This is a genomic window from Stenotrophomonas sp. GW821-FHT01H02A (assembly GCF_059422145.1).
In genome coordinates this window covers 454,555-470,981 of record NZ_JBWKWI010000002.1, presented here as the reverse complement: position 1 = coordinate 470,981, position 16,427 = coordinate 454,555, and the positions used below count along the sequence as shown (strand labels likewise).

Annotated in this window: 11 protein-coding genes; 5 read left to right on the top strand and 6 right to left on the bottom strand. The window is 67.8% G+C overall.

The window, feature by feature from the left end; translation table 11 throughout:
* The first annotated feature begins 117 nt into the window (after positions 1-117).
* Together AC07WC_RS05420 and AC07WC_RS05415 are read left to right on the top strand one after the other, a co-directional pair.
* Positions 118-1,419: an O-acetylhomoserine aminocarboxypropyltransferase/cysteine synthase family protein gene (locus AC07WC_RS05420; protein WP_495209082.1), complete on the top strand. Its 1,302-nt coding sequence runs from the start codon at positions 118-120 to the stop codon at positions 1,417-1,419.
* 165 nt (positions 1,420-1,584) lie between these two features.
* A complete protein-coding gene (locus AC07WC_RS05415; RefSeq protein WP_495209081.1) occupies positions 1,585-2,466 on the top strand; it encodes an AraC family transcriptional regulator in 882 nt (293 codons plus the stop codon).
* Positions 2,467-2,472: 6 nt separating this feature from the next.
* Here AC07WC_RS05415 and ybaL read toward each other — a convergent pair whose 3' ends face one another.
* Both ybaL and AC07WC_RS05405 read right to left on the bottom strand, forming a co-directional pair.
* Complete coding sequence (ybaL, locus tag AC07WC_RS05410; RefSeq protein WP_495209080.1) at positions 2,473-4,176, bottom strand: YbaL family putative K(+) efflux transporter; 1,704 nt, start codon at positions 4,174-4,176, stop codon at positions 2,473-2,475.
* Between the two features lie 261 nt (positions 4,177-4,437).
* Positions 4,438-6,831, bottom strand: a complete 2,394-nt coding sequence (locus tag AC07WC_RS05405) for a TonB-dependent receptor plug domain-containing protein (RefSeq protein ID WP_495209079.1) — start codon at positions 6,829-6,831, stop codon at positions 4,438-4,440.
* A gap of 344 nt (positions 6,832-7,175) precedes the next feature.
* On the opposite strand from AC07WC_RS05405, the gene AC07WC_RS05400 reads away from it, so the two are divergent.
* Positions 7,176-9,032: an ABC-F family ATP-binding cassette domain-containing protein gene (locus tag AC07WC_RS05400; protein WP_495209078.1), complete on the top strand. Its 1,857-nt coding sequence runs from the start codon at positions 7,176-7,178 to the stop codon at positions 9,030-9,032.
* A gap of 39 nt (positions 9,033-9,071) precedes the next feature.
* Here AC07WC_RS05400 and gcvA read toward each other — a convergent pair whose 3' ends face one another.
* Positions 9,072-9,971: a transcriptional regulator GcvA gene (gene gcvA / locus AC07WC_RS05395; RefSeq protein ID WP_495209077.1), complete on the bottom strand. Its 900-nt coding sequence runs from the start codon at positions 9,969-9,971 to the stop codon at positions 9,072-9,074.
* A 205-nt stretch (positions 9,972-10,176) separates the two neighbouring features.
* Here gcvA and blaL2 point away from each other — a divergent pair, with 205 nt between their 5' ends.
* The gene (gene blaL2 / locus AC07WC_RS05390; protein ID WP_495209076.1) at positions 10,177-11,079 is read left to right on the top strand and encodes a L2 family extended-spectrum class A beta-lactamase; all 903 of its coding nucleotides are present in this window, start codon (positions 10,177-10,179) and stop codon (positions 11,077-11,079) included.
* Between the two features lie 140 nt (positions 11,080-11,219).
* On the opposite strand, the gene ggpS is transcribed toward blaL2, so the two are convergent.
* Both ggpS and AC07WC_RS05380 read right to left on the bottom strand, forming a co-directional pair.
* On the bottom strand, positions 11,220-13,466 hold the full coding sequence (gene ggpS / locus AC07WC_RS05385) for a glucosylglycerol-phosphate synthase (protein ID WP_495209121.1): 2,247 nt from the start codon (positions 13,464-13,466) through the stop codon (positions 11,220-11,222).
* A 62-nt stretch (positions 13,467-13,528) separates the two neighbouring features.
* Positions 13,529-14,797, bottom strand: a complete 1,269-nt coding sequence (locus tag AC07WC_RS05380) for an MFS transporter (protein WP_495209075.1) — start codon at positions 14,795-14,797, stop codon at positions 13,529-13,531.
* 162 nt (positions 14,798-14,959) lie between these two features.
* Here AC07WC_RS05380 and AC07WC_RS05375 point away from each other — a divergent pair, with 162 nt between their 5' ends.
* A complete protein-coding gene (locus AC07WC_RS05375) occupies positions 14,960-15,595 on the top strand; it encodes a hypothetical protein (protein ID WP_495209074.1) in 636 nt (211 codons plus the stop codon).
* An 84-nt stretch (positions 15,596-15,679) separates the two neighbouring features.
* On the opposite strand, the gene AC07WC_RS05370 is transcribed toward AC07WC_RS05375, so the two are convergent.
* Positions 15,680-16,363 carry a DUF3011 domain-containing protein gene (locus tag AC07WC_RS05370; protein ID WP_495209120.1) on the bottom strand — a complete coding sequence of 228 codons (684 nt, stop codon included), beginning with the start codon at positions 16,361-16,363 and terminating at the stop codon, positions 15,680-15,682.
* Positions 16,364-16,427: the final 64 nt, after the last annotated feature.

Sequence of the window (16,427 nt, the reverse complement as noted above, 5' to 3'; positions counted from 1 at the left end):
GCACACCGGGGGCCTGATAACCGTTGGACCTCAGGCCATGCATGTTTGGCATCAACCCCCGCCTCGGCGGGGGTTTTTTGTTCGGTATCGTCGGCATTCACCTGGAGGCGATGCGATATGTCCGAACACGGCAGTCCCGAATCACAGTGGCGCGCGGAGACCATCGCGGTGCATGGCGGTTACCGGCCCGACCCCACCACGCGTGCGGTGGCGGTGCCGATCTACCAGACCGTGGCCTACGCCTTCGATGACACCCAGCACGGGGCGGACCTGTTTGACCTGAAGGTGCCGGGCAACATCTACACGCGCATCATGAATCCGACCACCGATGTACTCGAGCAGCGCATCGCCGCGCTGGAGGGCGGAATCGGCGCACTGGCCCTGGCCTCGGGCCAGGCCGCGATCACCTATGCGATCCAGACCATCGCCGAGGCCGGTGACAACATCGTCTCGGCCAGTGCCCTGTATGGCGGTACCTACAACCTGTTCGCGCATACGCTGCCGCAGTTCGGGATCGAGACACGCTTTGCCGACCCTCGCGATCCGCAGGCGTTCGGCGCGCTGATCGATGAGCGCACCAAGGCCGTGTTCGTCGAGTCGATCGGCAATCCGCGTGGCAACATCACCGACATCGAAGCCGTGGCGAAGATCGCACACGCGCACGGTGTGCCGCTGATCGTCGACAACACCGTCGCCACGCCTTACCTGCAGCGCTCGTTCGACTTCGGTGCGGACATCGTGGTGCATTCGCTGACCAAGTATCTGGGCGGCCACGGCACCAGCCTGGGAGGGGCGATCGTGGATTCCGGTCGATTCCCGTGGGCCGAGCACAAGCAGCGCTTCCGCCGCTTGAACGAGCCGGACGTGAGTTACCACGGCGTGGTCTACACCGACGCGCTCGGGCCGGCTGCCTACATCGGCCGCGCGCGGGTGGTTCCGCTGCGCAACACCGGCGCGGCCATTTCACCGTTCAATTCCTTCCTGATCCTGCAGGGCATCGGGACCCTGGCCCTGCGCCTGGACCGGATCAACGCCAACACGCTGGCCGTGGCCAGGCATCTGCAGGGCCACGCCAAGGTGGCCTGGGTCAATTACGCCGCACTGCCGGACCATCCCGAGCACGCGCTGGTACAGAAGTACCTGCGCGGCCACGGCTCCGGCGTGCTGACCTTCGGCCTGCCCGGTGGCCGCGCGGCTGGTGCACGCTTCCTGGATGCGCTGCAGTTGTTCACCCGCCTGGTGAACCTGGGCGATGCCAAATCATTGGCGACGCATCCGGCCTCGACCACGCACCGGCAGCTGGACGCTGCCGAACTGGAGAAGGCGGGCGTCAGCGAAGACACGGTGCGGCTGTCGGTCGGCATCGAACACATCGACGACCTGCTGGCAGACCTGGAGCAGGCGTTGGCCAAGGCGTAGTGGTGGGGCCCACGGCGGCCGGTGCGGGCCGGCCGCCGTGGGGTTTTGGGCTGGCGCCACCCGCGGGGGTAGGATCGGCTGGCGTTCCCGCAACTGCGCAAGATCGGCCATGCGCCGGCAAGGGGGACGACGCATGCTGAGCGTCACCCCGACATGGAGCCCGCTATGAGCCGCATTGCCCAGGTACGACAGCGCCACGGTATCGACCGCGTCATCGCCCATCTGCAGGCCTGCCTGCGTGCTGGAGATCCCTTGCCGGACCTGGAGACGTTGGCTGCGATCGCGCACCAGTCACCGTTCCATTTCCACCGGCTGTATCGCGCGCTGACCGGCGAAACGCCCGGACGCACCGTGGCCCGCCTGCGCCTGCTGCAGGCGCTGCAGCTGCTCGGCCAGGCGGAGAGCCGGGTGACCGAGGTCGCTTTGAACGTCGGCTATGAAAGCCCACAGGCGCTGGCCCGTGCCTGCCGCCAGGCATTGGATGCCACGCCGAGCAGCCTGCGCGAGGATGCCGGGCTGCGCAGCCGCTGGCAGCAGCGGCTGTCGCTGCCGGCGGGCGACGACGCGGACGGGACGGTGCCGCTGCAGGTCACGGTGGCCACGCTGGAACCCTTCGATGTGGTGGCGCTGCGCACGAAAGGGGCTTTCGATGATCTGGATCAGGCATTCGGCCAGGTCTTCGCCTGGGCGGCGGAGCAGGGCTGGGCCGAGCAGCTGCAGCAACTGGTGGGTATTGCGCGCAACGATCACCGCGATGTGCCGGCGCCTGAATGCGTATTCGATTGCGGCATGGGGTTTGGCCGCCCGCCGCCGGTGCTGCCCGCCCCGCTGCGGACGCTGAGGCTCGGCGGAGGCGCGTACGCGGTGGTGCGCCATGTGGGCAGCTACGCGGGCCTGGAAGCGGTCACGGACGCCCTGCTGCGCGACTGGCTGCCCGACAGCGGCCACGCGCTCCGCGATGCGGAGCTGTATTACCACTACCTGGATGACCCGGAAGAGGTGCCCGAGGCCATCCTGCGCGCCGATATCTGCGTGCCGGTAGCGTAGCGGCCCTTACACCACCGGAATGCTGTGCTGCTGGCCCATCGTGCGGTATGGCGGGGTCGACATCACCATCTCGGCCAGCGAGTAGGCCAGCTCGCGCTCTGCCATGACCGTGCCATCGGCGCCGTGGGCGAGCAGGTGCTTCACCTCGGCATCGCTGTGCGCGCGTGCCAGCAGGGTCAGGCCCGGATTGAGCGCGCGCAGCTTGGCCAGGGTCTCACCGGCTTCCAGCGGCTGCGGAATCGCCAGCACGGCGATCTTGGCGCGCTCGGGGTGCGCCTCGGCCAGCACGCGATCGGAGGCCGCGCTGCCGCGGATGCCGGGCAGGCCGGCTGCATGTGCCTCGGCGACGTGCTCCTTGTTGTCGTCGATGATCATCACCGGCACCCCACGGTCGCGCAGCACCTGCGCCAGCGCGCTGCCGACACGGCCGTAGCCGATCACGATGGCGTGGTCGTGCAGGTCCAGCGAGGGGCCGGGCGGCAACTCGGTCTCCACCGCGGTGGGGGTGGTTTCCTGGTTCTTCAGCAGCCAGCGGTCGAGCAGGCCGAACACCAGCGGGTTGAGCATGATCGAGATCAGCGCGCCCGCCAGCACCAGCGCCTGGCCGGTCGGCGGCAGGATCTTCAGGGTCACGCCGAGGCCGGCGATGATGAAGGCGAATTCGCCGATCTGCGCCAGACTGGCCGAAATGGTCAGCGCCGTGCCGGTCGGGTGGCCGAAGGCCCGCACGATCACGAACGCGGCGGCGGACTTGCCGAACATGATGATCGCCGCAGTGGCCAGCACCTGCCATGGGTGTTCGATCAGGATGGCCGGGTTGAACAGCATGCCGACCGAGACGAAGAACAGCACCGCGAACGCATCGCGCAGCGGCAGGGAGTCATTGGCGGCCTTGTGGCTCAGCTCCGATTCGTTGAGCAGCATGCCGGCGAAGAACGCGCCCAGCGCGAAGGAGACGCCGAACAGCATCGCCGAACCGAAGGCCACGCCCAGTGCGATCGCCAGCACCGCCAGGGTGAACAGCTCGCGCGAACCGGTGCCGGCGATGCGCTCCAGGATCCACGGGATCACCCGGCGCCCGACCACCAGCATCACCGCGACGAACAGACCCAGCTGTACGAAGGTCCAGCCGATGCTGGCCAGCACGCTGCCGACGGTATGGGTTTCATTGGCCGCATCGGGACCGAACACGCCGGCCAGCACCGGCATCATCACCAGTGCCAGGACGCAGGCCAGGTCCTCGACGATCAACCAGCCGATCGCGATCTTGCCGCGCGTGGTTTCCAGCAGGCGCCGTTCTTCCATCGCGCGCAGCAGTACCACGGTACTGGCGGTGGCCAGCGAGAAACCGAACACGATGCCGTAGATCACCGGCCAGCCCATCAGGGCGGCCAGGCCCCAGCCGAGCAGGGTGGCGACCAGGATCTGGCCGATGGCCCCCGGGATGGCGATCGCTTTGACCTCCATCAGGTCTTTCAGCGAGAAGTGCAGGCCGACCCCGAACATCAGCAGCATCACGCCGATCTCGGCCAGCTGGTTGGCCAGCGCCTGGTCGGCGACGAAGCCCGGCGTGAATGGCCCAACGCATATGCCTGCAATCAGATAACCGACCAGGGGAGACAAACGCAGCTTGTTGGCCAGCGCGCCGAAGATGAAGGCGAGCCCCAGGCCAACGGCAACGATGTTGATCAGGTCGGTGTCATGGTGCATCGGGGCTCGCAAAGAGGGGGGGTACCCCGATTTTCACCGATGCGGGCAGATCGGGCAAACCTGACGCGGCGCATTGCTGCTATGTCCCCACGGTCAGGTCATGTGCTGTCCGGGACAGTCGGCCAGTGCAGCGATGAATGCGCAGATCCCGGCATTTGGGCGGCCCAAACGCAGATGCCCCGGCGGGCCGGGGCATCTGCGTTGTTCAGGCGGTGACCGCGGGATCCGGTAGTGCCGGCCAGCGGCCGGCACGCTCCCTTGTCACCACTTGTAGGTCACGCGGCCGTACACGTAGGCACCATTGAAGCCGTACGGCGAGTAGTTGCTGTACGGCAGCATGCCCCAGGTGGAGTTCTGCAGGTCCACGGTGCGGTCCGGGTATTCGTCCAGGATGTTGTCCGCGCCCAGGGTCAGGGTCCAGTTCTCGCTGGGCTTGTAGCTGGCCGAGGCATCGAGCACCCACGAGGCATCGTAGGTCTGGTCACGCAGGGCGGTGGCCGAGTTGCGCACGGTGAACGAGCCGTAGCGGGTCGCCGCCAGGTTCAGGTCCCAGTGGTCCGAGCGCCAGGTGCCGCTGAGGATGGTCTTGTCGCGCGGGTAGCTGTCCTCGATGCGGCCGATCTCATCGCGGCCGATCAGCGACTGGGTGATGCCCAGCGTGCCGAACACCGGCGGCGAGGCGATGAATTTCTTCACCTCGGTTTCGTTGTAGCTGTAAGCCGCGGTCAGTTCCAGCGAGCTGGCAGCGAAGGGAATCGTGTAGCTGGAGACCGCATCCACGCCGCGGGTGCGGGTGTCCACGCCGTTGGTGAAGTACGAGAACGCGGTGACTCCGGGCAGGCCCAGATCGGTCAGCAGCGCATTGGCGGCCGCATTGGTGGTGATGTTGGTGGAGAGCACGATGCGGTCATCGATGTCGATCTGGTACGCATCCACGGTCAGGTAGAGCCGGTCCACCGGCTGCAGCACCAGGCCCAGGCTGTAGGAGGTCGAGCTCTCGGCCTTCAGCGGACTGGCACCCAGCGCTTGCGCGGCCGGGCTGGTGGTCGGGAAGGTGCCGCGTTCGACGAACACGCCGTTGACGATCGTGCTGGTCACCGCCTGGTAGCTCTGCTGGGCCAGCGACGGCGCGCGGAAGCCGCTGGACGCGGTGGCGCGCAGGGCGACCTTGTCGGTGAAGGCGTAGCGCGCGGAGAGCTTGCCGGAGAACTTGTCGCCAAAGTCCGAGTAGTCCTCGTAACGGCCGGTGATGCCGGCGGAGAACTTGTCGGTGAGGTCGGCTTCCAGGCCGGCGTAGACGGCGTAGTTGTCGCGGTCGGCGTCGACGGCGTTGAGCGGGGTGAAACCGCCGAAGCCCTGTGCGCCGCTGCCGGTGTAGGAGTTCAGTTCACCGGCCGACTGTTCCCACTTCTCCTTGCGGTACTCGCCGCCAAAGGACAGCGTGACCGGATAAGCCAGGCCCCAATCCAGGGTCTTGGTCACATCGGCGTTGACGATGTTCTGGGTGTACTCCAGCGCGCCGTCGTAGAACGAGCGCGGACTGTCCACGCCGAGCGCATAGTTGATGCTGTTGCGCGTGTGGAAGTCGATCTTGTTGGCGCCGTAGTTGTAGCTGACATCCCAGTTCCAGCCGCTGTCGGAGCCCCCCTTGACCCCGGCCACCAGCGAGCGGTCCTTGGAGTACTGGTTGATCTCCGGCACGAAGCCGTCCGGGTAGGTCTGCGCCAGCAGCGCGCCCTGGCCGCTGTTGGTGCGCGAGCGGTAGAACGCGAACGAGGTGATGTCGCGGTTGCTGGCCATCGCCGTGGCATAGGCCGAGACGTTGTCGCTGAACTGGAAGCTGGCGTTGGCCGAGGCGGCGGTCGCATCCACGCGCGGGTCGCCGACCACGAAGGTGGTCTGGCCGATGTCGGGGAAGTTGCCGGTGTTCGGCGTGGTGCCCTGGTAGGGGCCGGCGCGGTTGCTTTCGTCCTGCTGCACGATCTGGCCGGCCACGTGCACGCTGCCACGACCATCGGCGAAGCCGATGCCGGTATCGCCGGAGAGCTGGTACTTGTTGCCGTCACCGGCCGAGTACTGGCCGGCGTCCAATGCCAGGCTGCCGCCGGAAGACGAGCCCTTGAGCACGATGTTGATCACGCCGGCGATGGCGTCCGAGCCGTACTGCGCCGAGGCACCGTCGCGCAGTACTTCCACGCGCTCGATCGAGGCGATCGGGATCGCGTTGATGTCCACGGCCGAGGAGCCGCGGCCGATGCTGCCGTTGACGTTGATCTGCGCCGAGGTGTGGCGGCGCTTGCCGTTGACCAGTACCAGCACCTGGTCCGGGGAGAGGCCGCGCAGTTGCGCCGGGCGGATGCCGCTGGTGCCGTCGGTCAGTGCCGGGCGCGGGAAGTTCAGCGAGGGCAGGGCGCGGGCCAGCGCGGTGGCCAGCTCGGTGGTGCCGGTGGACTGCAGCGCCTCGGGCGTGATGATGTCGATCGGCGACTGCGACTCGGCCACGGTGCGGTCGGCCACGCGGGTGCCGGTGACGATGATGGTGTCCAGGGTATTGGCCGCCGTGCGGGCGGGGGCATCCTGGGCGGTGGCGACGAAGCTGGACATACCGAGCGCGACAGCTACGGCGGCGGCGAGCGTACTGGTCTTGCGGTTCATCAGGATGTGGCTCCGGTAGTGGCGGTGCTGCACCAAAGCGACATCACGACATCGAGGATCGGGTCTGCGAAGGCGGTTGTTGCGGTGCGCAATAGACGGATTAACGGGATATTCATCGCTTGTCAAATGATCGCCGTTTTCGCAAAAAACGTTGCAGCAGCAACCATTTACGCGTGGACGGGGATTCGACAGGAGGGTCCCGGGGAAGCGCGGGCAGGATCGTGGGAGAGAGAAACGAGGCCTGCCGCGCATCCCGGGGCCCGTCAAGTATTCGTTAACGCTAGAATTACGTCGCAGGAAAGGTGCTCACGAGCACATTCCATTCCGTTATATGGACCCCCAAGATGATTTCCCTTCGTAACTTCGCCTTGCGCCGTGGCGAGCGGCTGCTGTTGTCCAACGTCGACCTGACCCTGCACGCGGGGTACCGCGTCGGCGTGGTCGGCCGCAACGGGGCCGGCAAGTCCAGCCTGTTCGCCGCCGTCAAGGGCGAGCTGGAGGCGGACAAGGGCGACGTCGATCTGCCCGGCAAGATCCGCATCGCCAGCGTCGCGCAGGAGACCCCGTCGCTGCCCGACCCGGCGCTGCAGTTCGTGCTGGAGGGCGACACCGAGGTGGCTGCCGTCATGCGTGAAGAGGCCGAGGCCGCGGCACGTGAAGACTGGGAAGCGGTCGCCACTGCCCACCAGCGGATGGCCGAGATCGGTGCCTACGACGCCGAAGCACGCGCCGGCAAGCTGCTGCACGGCCTGGGCTTCCCGGCCGAGACGCACTCGCGCGCGGTGTCCTCGTTCTCCGGTGGCTGGCGCGTGCGCCTGAACCTGGCACGCGCGCTGATGATGCCCAGCGACCTGCTGCTGCTCGACGAACCGACCAACCATCTGGACCTGGACGCCGTGTTCTGGCTGGAACAGTGGCTGCTCAAGTACCCGGGCACCCTGCTGCTGATCTCGCATGACCGCGAGTTCCTGGACAACGTGGCCACCCACACCCTGCACCTGCACGGTGGCGGCGCCAAGCTGTACGTCGGCGGCTACACCGATTTCGAGCGCCAGCGCGCCGAACAGCTGCGCCAGCAGCAGCTTGCCCACGAAAAGGAACAGGCCGAGCGCGCGCATCTGCAGAGCTTCATCGACCGCTTCAAGGCGCAGGCCAGCAAGGCCGCCCAGGCGCAGAGCCGCATGAAGCGCCTGGCCAAGCTGGCGGGCACCGAAGCGGTGCGCGCCGAGCGCGAGTTCCGCATCGAATTCGCACCGCCGGCCAAGCTGCCGTTCTCGCTGATCCGCCTGAACCACGTCGAGGCCGGTTACGGCGCCGATTCGGTGATCCTGCACAACGTGGGCTTCGGCCTGGAGGCCGGCCAGCGGATCGGCCTGCTCGGCCCGAACGGCGCCGGCAAGACCACCCTGGTGAAGACCCTGGTGGGCGAACTGGCCCCGATCAGCGGCGAGCGTGCCGCGCATCCGGACCTGCGCATCGGCTACTTCGCCCAGCACACGGTGGAGTCGCTGCACGAAGGGCAGTCGCCGATGGAGCATTTCCGCGACCTGGCCCCGGACGCACCGAACCAGTCCTTCCGCGATTTCCTCGGCAAGTGGAACTTCGCCGGCGACCGCGCCTTCGAACCGGTGGACGGTTTCTCCGGTGGCGAACGCGCGCGCCTGGCCCTGGCCCTGATCGCCTACCAGCAGCCGAACGTGCTGCTGCTTGACGAACCGACCAACCACCTGGACCTGGAGATGCGCGAGGCGCTGGCCGAGGCCCTGGCCGACTTCGAAGGCGCGATCGTGATGGTCTCGCATGACCGCCATCTGATCGGCCTGGTCTGCGATACCTTCTGGCGCGTGGCCGATGGCGTGGTCGAGCCGTTCGATGGCGATCTGGATGCGTACGCGGCCTGGCTGCGTTCGCGTCCCGCCGCGCAGGGCACCAAGCAGAAGATGGCTGCGGCGGCTCCGGAGCCTGCACCGCCGACCCCGCCGCTGCCCGCGCGCAAGCCGGCCAACCCGCACAAGCTGGCCGCCGCCGAAGCCAAGGTGGGCGAGCTGGAAGCGCTGCTGGCCGATCTGGACCGCCAGCTGGCCGACCCGTCCAACTACGCCGATGCGACCCGCATGGCCGTGCTCGGCCGTGATCGTGAAGCCACTGCCACCCTGCTCAGCAAGGCCGAGCAGACGTGGATGGAGCTGCTGGAGGCGTAAACGGCATGCCGACCAACCGTCGGCATCTACCGGACAGCATCAGGCAATCGGACGCTGCCGACCGTTGGTCGGCACATCGTCCTGGGCATCCAGCCATTCGCGGAACCGCCGCGCCGCATCACTCTCGGCGCGCGAGCGCAGTCGCGTCAGCCAGTACCGCCCCAGCTCCAGCGTCTGCGCGAAGGGCTGGATCAGGCGGCCGTGGGCCAGATCCTGCTCGAACATCTTCAACGGCAACAGCGCCACGCCGGCGCCCGCGGCGGCGGCACTGGCCAGCGTCAGTGACGAATCAAACACGGGGCCACGTGCTTCCAGTTCCGGCACGCCTGCCGCCTGCAACCAGCGTGGCCACTCATCGCTGCGGTAGGAGCGCAACAGCGGCACGCTGGCCAGATCGCGCGGCTGTCGCAGCGTACGTGCCAGCGCCGGCGCGCATAGCGGCGCGAAAGGAGCATCCAGTACGGCATCGCTGACCTGCCCCTGCCAATCGCCATCACCGAACCGGATCGCCAGGTCCAGCCCTTCACCGGCCAGGTCGATGCGGTTGTTGTGGGTCTGCAGGCGCAGCTCGATATCCGGATGGCGCGCATTGAAATCCCCCAGCCGCGGCAGCAGCCAGCCGGTGGCGAAGGTGCCGACCACGCCGACGCTGAGCACCTCGCGGAAATGCCCACCGACGAACCGGTCCAGGCTCACCGCGATACGGTCAAAGGCCTCGTTGAGCACCGGATACAGACGGGCCCCTTCATCGGTCAGGGCGACCCCGCGTGGCAACCGGGTGAACAGCGACACGCCGAGCCGATCCTCCAGTGCCCGGATCTGATGACTCAACGCGGCCTGGCTGACGCACAGCTCCAGCGCCGCGCGGGTGAAGTTCTGGTGCCGGGCAGCGGCCTCGAAGGCGCGCAGGGCATTGAGCGGGAGCTGGGGACGGAGCATCGTGGAGCCGTGAGCAGGGGTGATGCATCATCGCATCGACAGTCGCTGCCAGCACGCCCGGCGCGGGAGATGTCCTCATTTCCCGAGTCCCAGTGGGCCGATTCAATGGACCGGTATTAGGTGGATTCATGGCTCCCGCTGAAAATCCTCGCTGGTGGCGAAGGCGCAACCTGCCAATACTCGGGCCTTCGCCAAGGAGAACCGCATGATCGCTCGACGACAGTTCCTGCAATGGACCGGCGCTGCCGCCGCGTCTGCGCTGGCCGCCACCGCCTTCGCCAGGACGCCGCTGCCCGCGCCGAAGCCCGCCGTCGCGGCGAAGGACTTCGCGGCCTTGGAAGTAGCAAGCGGCGGACGCCTGGGGGTGACGCTGCTCAACACCGGCACCGGCTGGCGCACCGGCAACCGCCAGGACGAACGTTTCCCGATGTGCAGTACCTTCAAGTTCGTGTTGTCCGCGGCGGTGCTGCATCTGGCCGACCAGGGCAGGCTTTCGCTGGACCAGCGCGTGGCCGTGCGCCAGCAGGACATGCTCTCGCATGCGCCGGTGACCACGCGGCACATCGGCAAGGACGTCACCGTGCGCGACCTGTGCCGGGCGACCATGATCACCAGCGACAATCCGGCCGCGAACCTGCTGCTGGGCAGGGTCGGTGGGCCGGCCGGGGTGACCGCTTTCCTGCGTGCGAATGGCGATGCAGTGACCCGCAACGATCGGCTTGAGCCGGAAATGAACCGCTTCGCCCCGGGCGATCCGCGCGATACCACCAGCCCGGCCGCGATGGCGGCCAGCCTGCAGCGCTTCGTGCTCGGCGACGTGTTGAAGCCGACCTCGCGGCAGCAACTGGCGGATTGGTTGATCGACAACGAGACCGGCGATGCGCGGCTGCGCGCGGGGTTGTCCAGGGCGTGGCGGGTCGGCGACAAGACCGGCAGCAACGGCGAGGACACCACCAACGACATCGCGATCCTGTGGCCGATGTCCGGCGGCGCCCCGTGGGTGCTGACCAGCTACCTGCAGGGCGCGACGGTGGATGATGCGGGCCGCAACGATGTGCTGCGGCAGGTGGCGGTGATCGCCGAGGGCATCATGCAGCAGGCCGGGTAGGCGATACCGCCCGGGAGGCACCGACCGTTGGTCGGTGCGCACGCCGTAGTGCCGGCCGCTGGCCGGCAACCCGTTAAACCGGCATCGCCCGCAGCCAGCTCGCTTGGAGCCGGCCAGCGGCCGGCACTACCGTTCCCGCGTCAGCCTTCGGATTGGCTGGTGCGCACGGCCTCCAGGAAGTCCCGGCCCCAGCGATCCACGTCGTAATATTCCACGCTGCCGAACAGCTGGCGCATGCGCCCGGTCGCTTCGTCGTCGGGCATCGACAACGCCTGCAGCAGGCCGGCGGTGAGGTCGGCCGGGTCATGCGGATTGGTCAGCACCGCGCCCTTCAGCTCGGCCGCGGCACCGGCGAACTCGCTGAGCACCAGTACGCCGTTGCTGCCCTCGATCCCCTGCGTGGCCACGAATTCCTTGGACACCAGGTTCAAGCCATCACGCAGCGGGGTGATCCACATCACCTGCGCGGCCGCGTAGTGGGCGACCACTTCTTCGAACGGCAATGCCTGTGCGAAGAAGCGCACCGGCGTCCAGTCCAGCCGCGAGAAGCGGCCGTTGATGCGCCCGACCGCCTGCTCGATCTGGTTCTGCAGCGTGCGGTAAATGGTCATTTCGCGCGCGGCCGGCACGCAGATCATCAGCAGGGTGACCTTGCCCTGGCGGTCAGGATGCTGTTCCAGCAGGCGCTCGAACGCCTCCAGCTTGGCCAGCGTGCCCTTGGTGTAATCCAGGCGCTCCACCGAGAGCACCAGCTTGCGTGCGCCGATCTCGCGGCGCAGCTTGAAGATGTCGTTGCGCACATCGCTGCGTGCGAGCACGTTGTGGATGCGGCGCAGGTCGGTGCCAACCGGATGTGCACCCAGAGCGACTTCGCGATCACCCACGCGCAGGCGCGTGGTCATCGTGTCCAGGCCGACCGCACACCCGTAGGTGAGGAAGCGCGGCGCGCAGCTTTCCCAGGCCAGCCGCTCGGCCGGCATCGCACCGCGCACCACGTCCACGAAGTTCTCCACCTGGCGCGGAATGTGGAAGCCGATGTAATCGCAGCTGAGCAGGCTGCCGATGATCTCGCGGCGCCACGGCACCACGTTGAACACATCCGCCGAGGGGAAGTAGGTGTGGTGGAAGAAGGCGATCTTCAGGTCGGGGCGCAGCTCGCGCAGCGTGGCCGGCACCATCCACAGGTTGTAGTCGTGGATCCACACGGTCGCGCCATGCGCGGCCTCGGCGGCGGTGGCTTCGGCGAACTTGCGGTTGACCTTCAGGAACACCTGCCAGTCCTCTTCGCGGAACTTCGCGCGTTCCCAGAACACATGCAGCATCGGCCAGAACGCTTCCTTGGAGAAACGCTTGTAGAAGATGTCCACTTCCTGTTTGCTCAGTGGCACGCGTGCGGCAGTCAGCGTCGGATAGCGTTCGGCATCCACCGCCAGGTGGGTCTGGAACGGACCGCGCTTGGGCTCATCGATCCCCCAGGCCACCCACGAGCCCTTCTGGCCCCCTTCGAAGAAGCTCAGCAGCGAAGGAATGATGCCGTTCGGCGAGCGCGGCGGGCGCTGCACCAGCACGCCGTCTTCCATGACTTCATCGAAGGGCAGGCGGTGATAGACCATCACCAGGTCCGCACCGTCGGCACGTGCCTGCGGCGGCGGGCGCAGGAACGGATCGTCATCGGCGAGCAGGTGGAAATGCTCGATCGCTTCAAGGATGCCGCCGCAGCCCGGCGTCTGTGCATGGAAGGTGTGCTTCAGCTCGGCCGTCGCGGCAGTCAGCGCCGGCTCGGAATCGCCGACGCACACCCCGCGGAAGCCGGAGGTATACATCGACAGGTCATTGAGGGTGTCGCCGGCCACCAGGATGCGGTCGCGCGGCAGGTCCAGCAGGCGCGCAAGCGCGGCCAGGGTGCGGCCCTTGTCGGTATCCGGCGGCAGGATGTCCAGATAGCGGTCGGCCGAATACAGCACATCGCAGCCCAGCGCCTGTGCGGCAGCCTGGATCTGCGAGCGCAGCGGCGCCAGCGTGTCGGGATCGCAGAAATACGAGCAGCGGCGCTCCTGTGGCACGTCCTGGCGCTGCAGCGCGGTGAACGGGCGCATCGCCGCCGCCACCACCTGCTCGCCGGGCCAATGTGCGTCGATCATCGATTGCAGGGGCTGCAGTGGTTGCAGGGTGTGGCCGTCGACGACCGTGGCGCCGACATCGCAGACCACGTAATCGGGGCGCGGAATGGCCGGATCGGAGAGCAGCGGCATCACCGCTTCCAGGCCGCGGCCGGTGATGAAGATCAGGCGGATGCCGGGGTGCTGGTCGACCAGCCGGTAGAGCCGATGGCGCGCGGCAGGATCGCCGGCGAGGAAGGTGCCATCCAGATCGGTGGCGAGGATCAGTTGCGGGGCCGGCGGCGCCGGCGGTGTACGGGTTGGAGTGAGCGAGGTCGGTGTCGAAACAGTCAATGCACTTCCTTTTCGGGGTGAGAGGGGAGGGGGATATCGGGGTCCGGTGGCGCGGTGTCGGTCTCGGGCATGAGCTCGAGGGCCGAAGGCGTGGTGCGCAGCATCAGCCGGAAGCCGACCGGATGCGTGCGCAGGCGCTGGAAACTGAGCAGGCGCGCGGTGGTGAACACTGCCAGCAGCATCAGCACCACCGCGAAGTACAACGGCAGCGCCGGTGCGCCGAACTGCTGCATGGCCGCGCCCGCCAGTGCGGGGCCGAGCGCCGCGCCCACGCCGTGCACCAGCAGCAGGCTGGAGCAACCGGACAGCAGGTCCTCGCGCGGCAGGTAATCGAGCATGTGCGCCACCGCGAACGGATACAGGGCGAAGGCCAGCCCGCCGTAGAAGAAGAACAGGCCAAACAGCAGGTGCGTCTGCAACTGGATCATCGGCAGCGACGCCACCACGGCGATGCCGGCCGCGGCCAGGCTCAGGGCGACCAGCCCGGTGCGGCGGTCATGGCCATCGCTGATGTGGCCCAGCGGCCACTGCAGCAGCGCGCCACCGGCGATGGCGGTCAGCATGAACAGGGCCACGCCATTGCCATCCAGGCCGACTTCGCCGGCGTACACCGGCAGCAGGCCCCAGAACGCGCCCATCGCCAGCCCGGACAGACCGGCGGCGACGGTCGCCACCGGTGCCATCGCATACAGGCGCGCCAGTTTCAGGCGCGGTACCGACGGAATCTCGGGCGGGCGCAGGCGCGTGGCGGTGACCGGCAACACCGCCGCGCAGACCAGGATCGCGGTGAGCATGAACATCGAGGTCGCGCCGGCGTCGCCGAGCATCAGCAGCACCTGGCCAAGCGCCAGTGCCGAGAGATTGACCACCATGTACAGCGAGAAGGCGCGGCTGCGCAGGCGCGGATCGGGCTCGGCGTTGAGCCAGCTTTCGATCACCGTGTACAGGCCGACCAGCGCGATGCCGGTGAGGATGCGCAGCACACCCCAACCCACGGGATGGATCCACAGTGGATGCAGCAGCACCGCGATGGCGGCGAGGGCAGCGAAGAAGGCAAACGCACGGATATGGCCGATGCGGCCGATCAGCGAGGGAGCGAAGAAGGTGCCGATGAAGAACCCGGCGAAATAGCCGGACATCACCAACCCCAATGTACCGGCACCAAAGCCGGCTTCACCACCGCGCACCGCCAGCAATGTCCCGAGCAGGCCGCTGCCGGTCAGCAACAGCGCCACACCGGTGAGCAGGGCGGTCAGCCGCAACACGCGTGCGTCCTTCGTGGGGAAGAAGACGAACGAATCACGTGACCGACCATAACACAGGGGGAATGAAGCCCCGGTTGCAGTGGCGGCGATGCGCGGACGTGGCGGTCTGTCGCATCGAGCACGCGGTTTGCGCTGTCAGGTCGCGCCCGTTAGGGTGGGGGCATGAACGCAGTCAAACTTCTTCCCTTGGCCGCTGCGCTGGCGATCACCGCCTGCAGTGGTTCCAACGACACCGTCGGGCATGAGGTGTCGATGGCACCGTCCGATGCCTTCATGTCTGCCGTGGCCGCACATTGCGGCAAAGCGTTCGAAGGCCGCATCGCGGTCAACGAACCACGCACCGATGCGCCCGATCCTTTCGAGGGCAAGCGCCTGGTGATGCATGTACGTGGCTGCGAGGATCCGGCACACGAGCTGCGGATCCCGTTCCATGTCGGCGACGACCACTCGCGCACCTGGGTGCTGAGCCGTACCGAGAACGGCCTGCGCCTGAAGCATGATCACCGCCACGAGGATGGCAGCCCGGATGCGGTCACGATGTACGGTGGCGACAGCAAGCCGCCGGGGACCGCGCAGCGTCAGTCGTTCCCGGTGGATTCGGATTCGGTGGCGATGTTCCGCAAGGCCGACATGCTGGCCTCGGTGCAGAACACCTGGGCGATGGAAGTGGACCCCGACCAGCGCTTCGTCTACGAGTTGACCCGGCCGGGCGGCCGCCATTTCCAGGTGGTGTTCGATCTGACCAAGCCGGTGGCGTTGCCGCCGGCGCCCTGGGGCAGTGACACGCCGGCGCCGTGACGCAGTCTGCCAGGGCCGACCGCTGGTCGGTCGGTCCCTGACAGTGCCGACCCATGGTCGGCACCTGCCGCAAGGGGGGAGCGCTCAGCGCGCCCCGAACCGGGCGCGGCAGCCGCCGCTGACCCACAGGCTGCCATTGCTGTAGCCCCAGCTGCGACCTTCCACGCACGCCGTGCCGGACAGCTGCTGGACCAGCGCCGGACGACCCTGGCGGGCATCCCAGGCACAGGTCTGTTGGCGTTTGTCGTTGCTGCTGCAGGTCACGCTGTAGTTGCTGTTGCCACCGCCCCAGTTGCCGCCGCTGTTGCCGCGCGCCTCGGCGAACTCGCCACGGCAGCCACGATTCACCCATACCGCGCCGTTGCGCACGCCCCAGGTCTGGCCCTCGACGCAGGCCGAGCCGGAGATCTGGCGGACCAGGGTCGCGTTGCGCCAGCCGGTGTTGCAGGTGCGCTCCCGGTTGTCCTGGCTCTCGCAGCGGATGGTGGCGCCGGTGCCGCCACCGCCACCCCAGTTGCCGCCATTGCCGCGGCCCTCGACGAATTCGGCCCGGCAGCCGCCGCTGACCCAGACCGTGCCGTTGCGCGAGCCCCAGTTGCGGCCCTCGGTACAGGGGGTGCCGGAGATCTGGCGGGACAGCCGGGCACTGCGCCAGCCCGTATTGCAGACCCGCTCCCGGTTGTCCTGGCTTTCGCAGCGGACCGTGCCGCTGTTGCCGGGGCCGCTGCCGCCGCCATTCCAGCCGCCGCCGTTGCCGTTGCCGCGCAGGGAGGTGGCGATGTCCTGCTTGATCCGCGAGAAGCCCCAGCCCGAGTTGACCTGGGCCAGGTAG

Excerpts from the sequence above, each read along its gene's own strand:
- AC07WC_RS05420 (WP_495209082.1), top strand. The coding sequence starts at position 118 with ATGTCCGAACACGGCAGTCCCGAATCACAGTGGCGCGCGGAGACCATC.
- AC07WC_RS05415 (WP_495209081.1), top strand. The coding sequence starts at position 1,585 with ATGAGCCGCATTGCCCAGGTACGACAGCGCCACGGTATCGACCGCGTC.
- ybaL (WP_495209080.1), bottom strand. The coding sequence starts at position 4,176 with ATGCACCATGACACCGACCTGATCAACATCGTTGCCGTTGGCCTGGGG.
- AC07WC_RS05405 (WP_495209079.1), bottom strand. The coding sequence starts at position 6,831 with ATGAACCGCAAGACCAGTACGCTCGCCGCCGCCGTAGCTGTCGCGCTC.
- AC07WC_RS05400 (WP_495209078.1), top strand. The coding sequence starts at position 7,176 with ATGATTTCCCTTCGTAACTTCGCCTTGCGCCGTGGCGAGCGGCTGCTG.
- gcvA (WP_495209077.1), bottom strand. The coding sequence starts at position 9,971 with ATGCTCCGTCCCCAGCTCCCGCTCAATGCCCTGCGCGCCTTCGAGGCC.
- blaL2 (WP_495209076.1), top strand. The coding sequence starts at position 10,177 with ATGATCGCTCGACGACAGTTCCTGCAATGGACCGGCGCTGCCGCCGCG.
- AC07WC_RS05375 (WP_495209074.1), top strand. The coding sequence starts at position 14,960 with ATGAACGCAGTCAAACTTCTTCCCTTGGCCGCTGCGCTGGCGATCACC.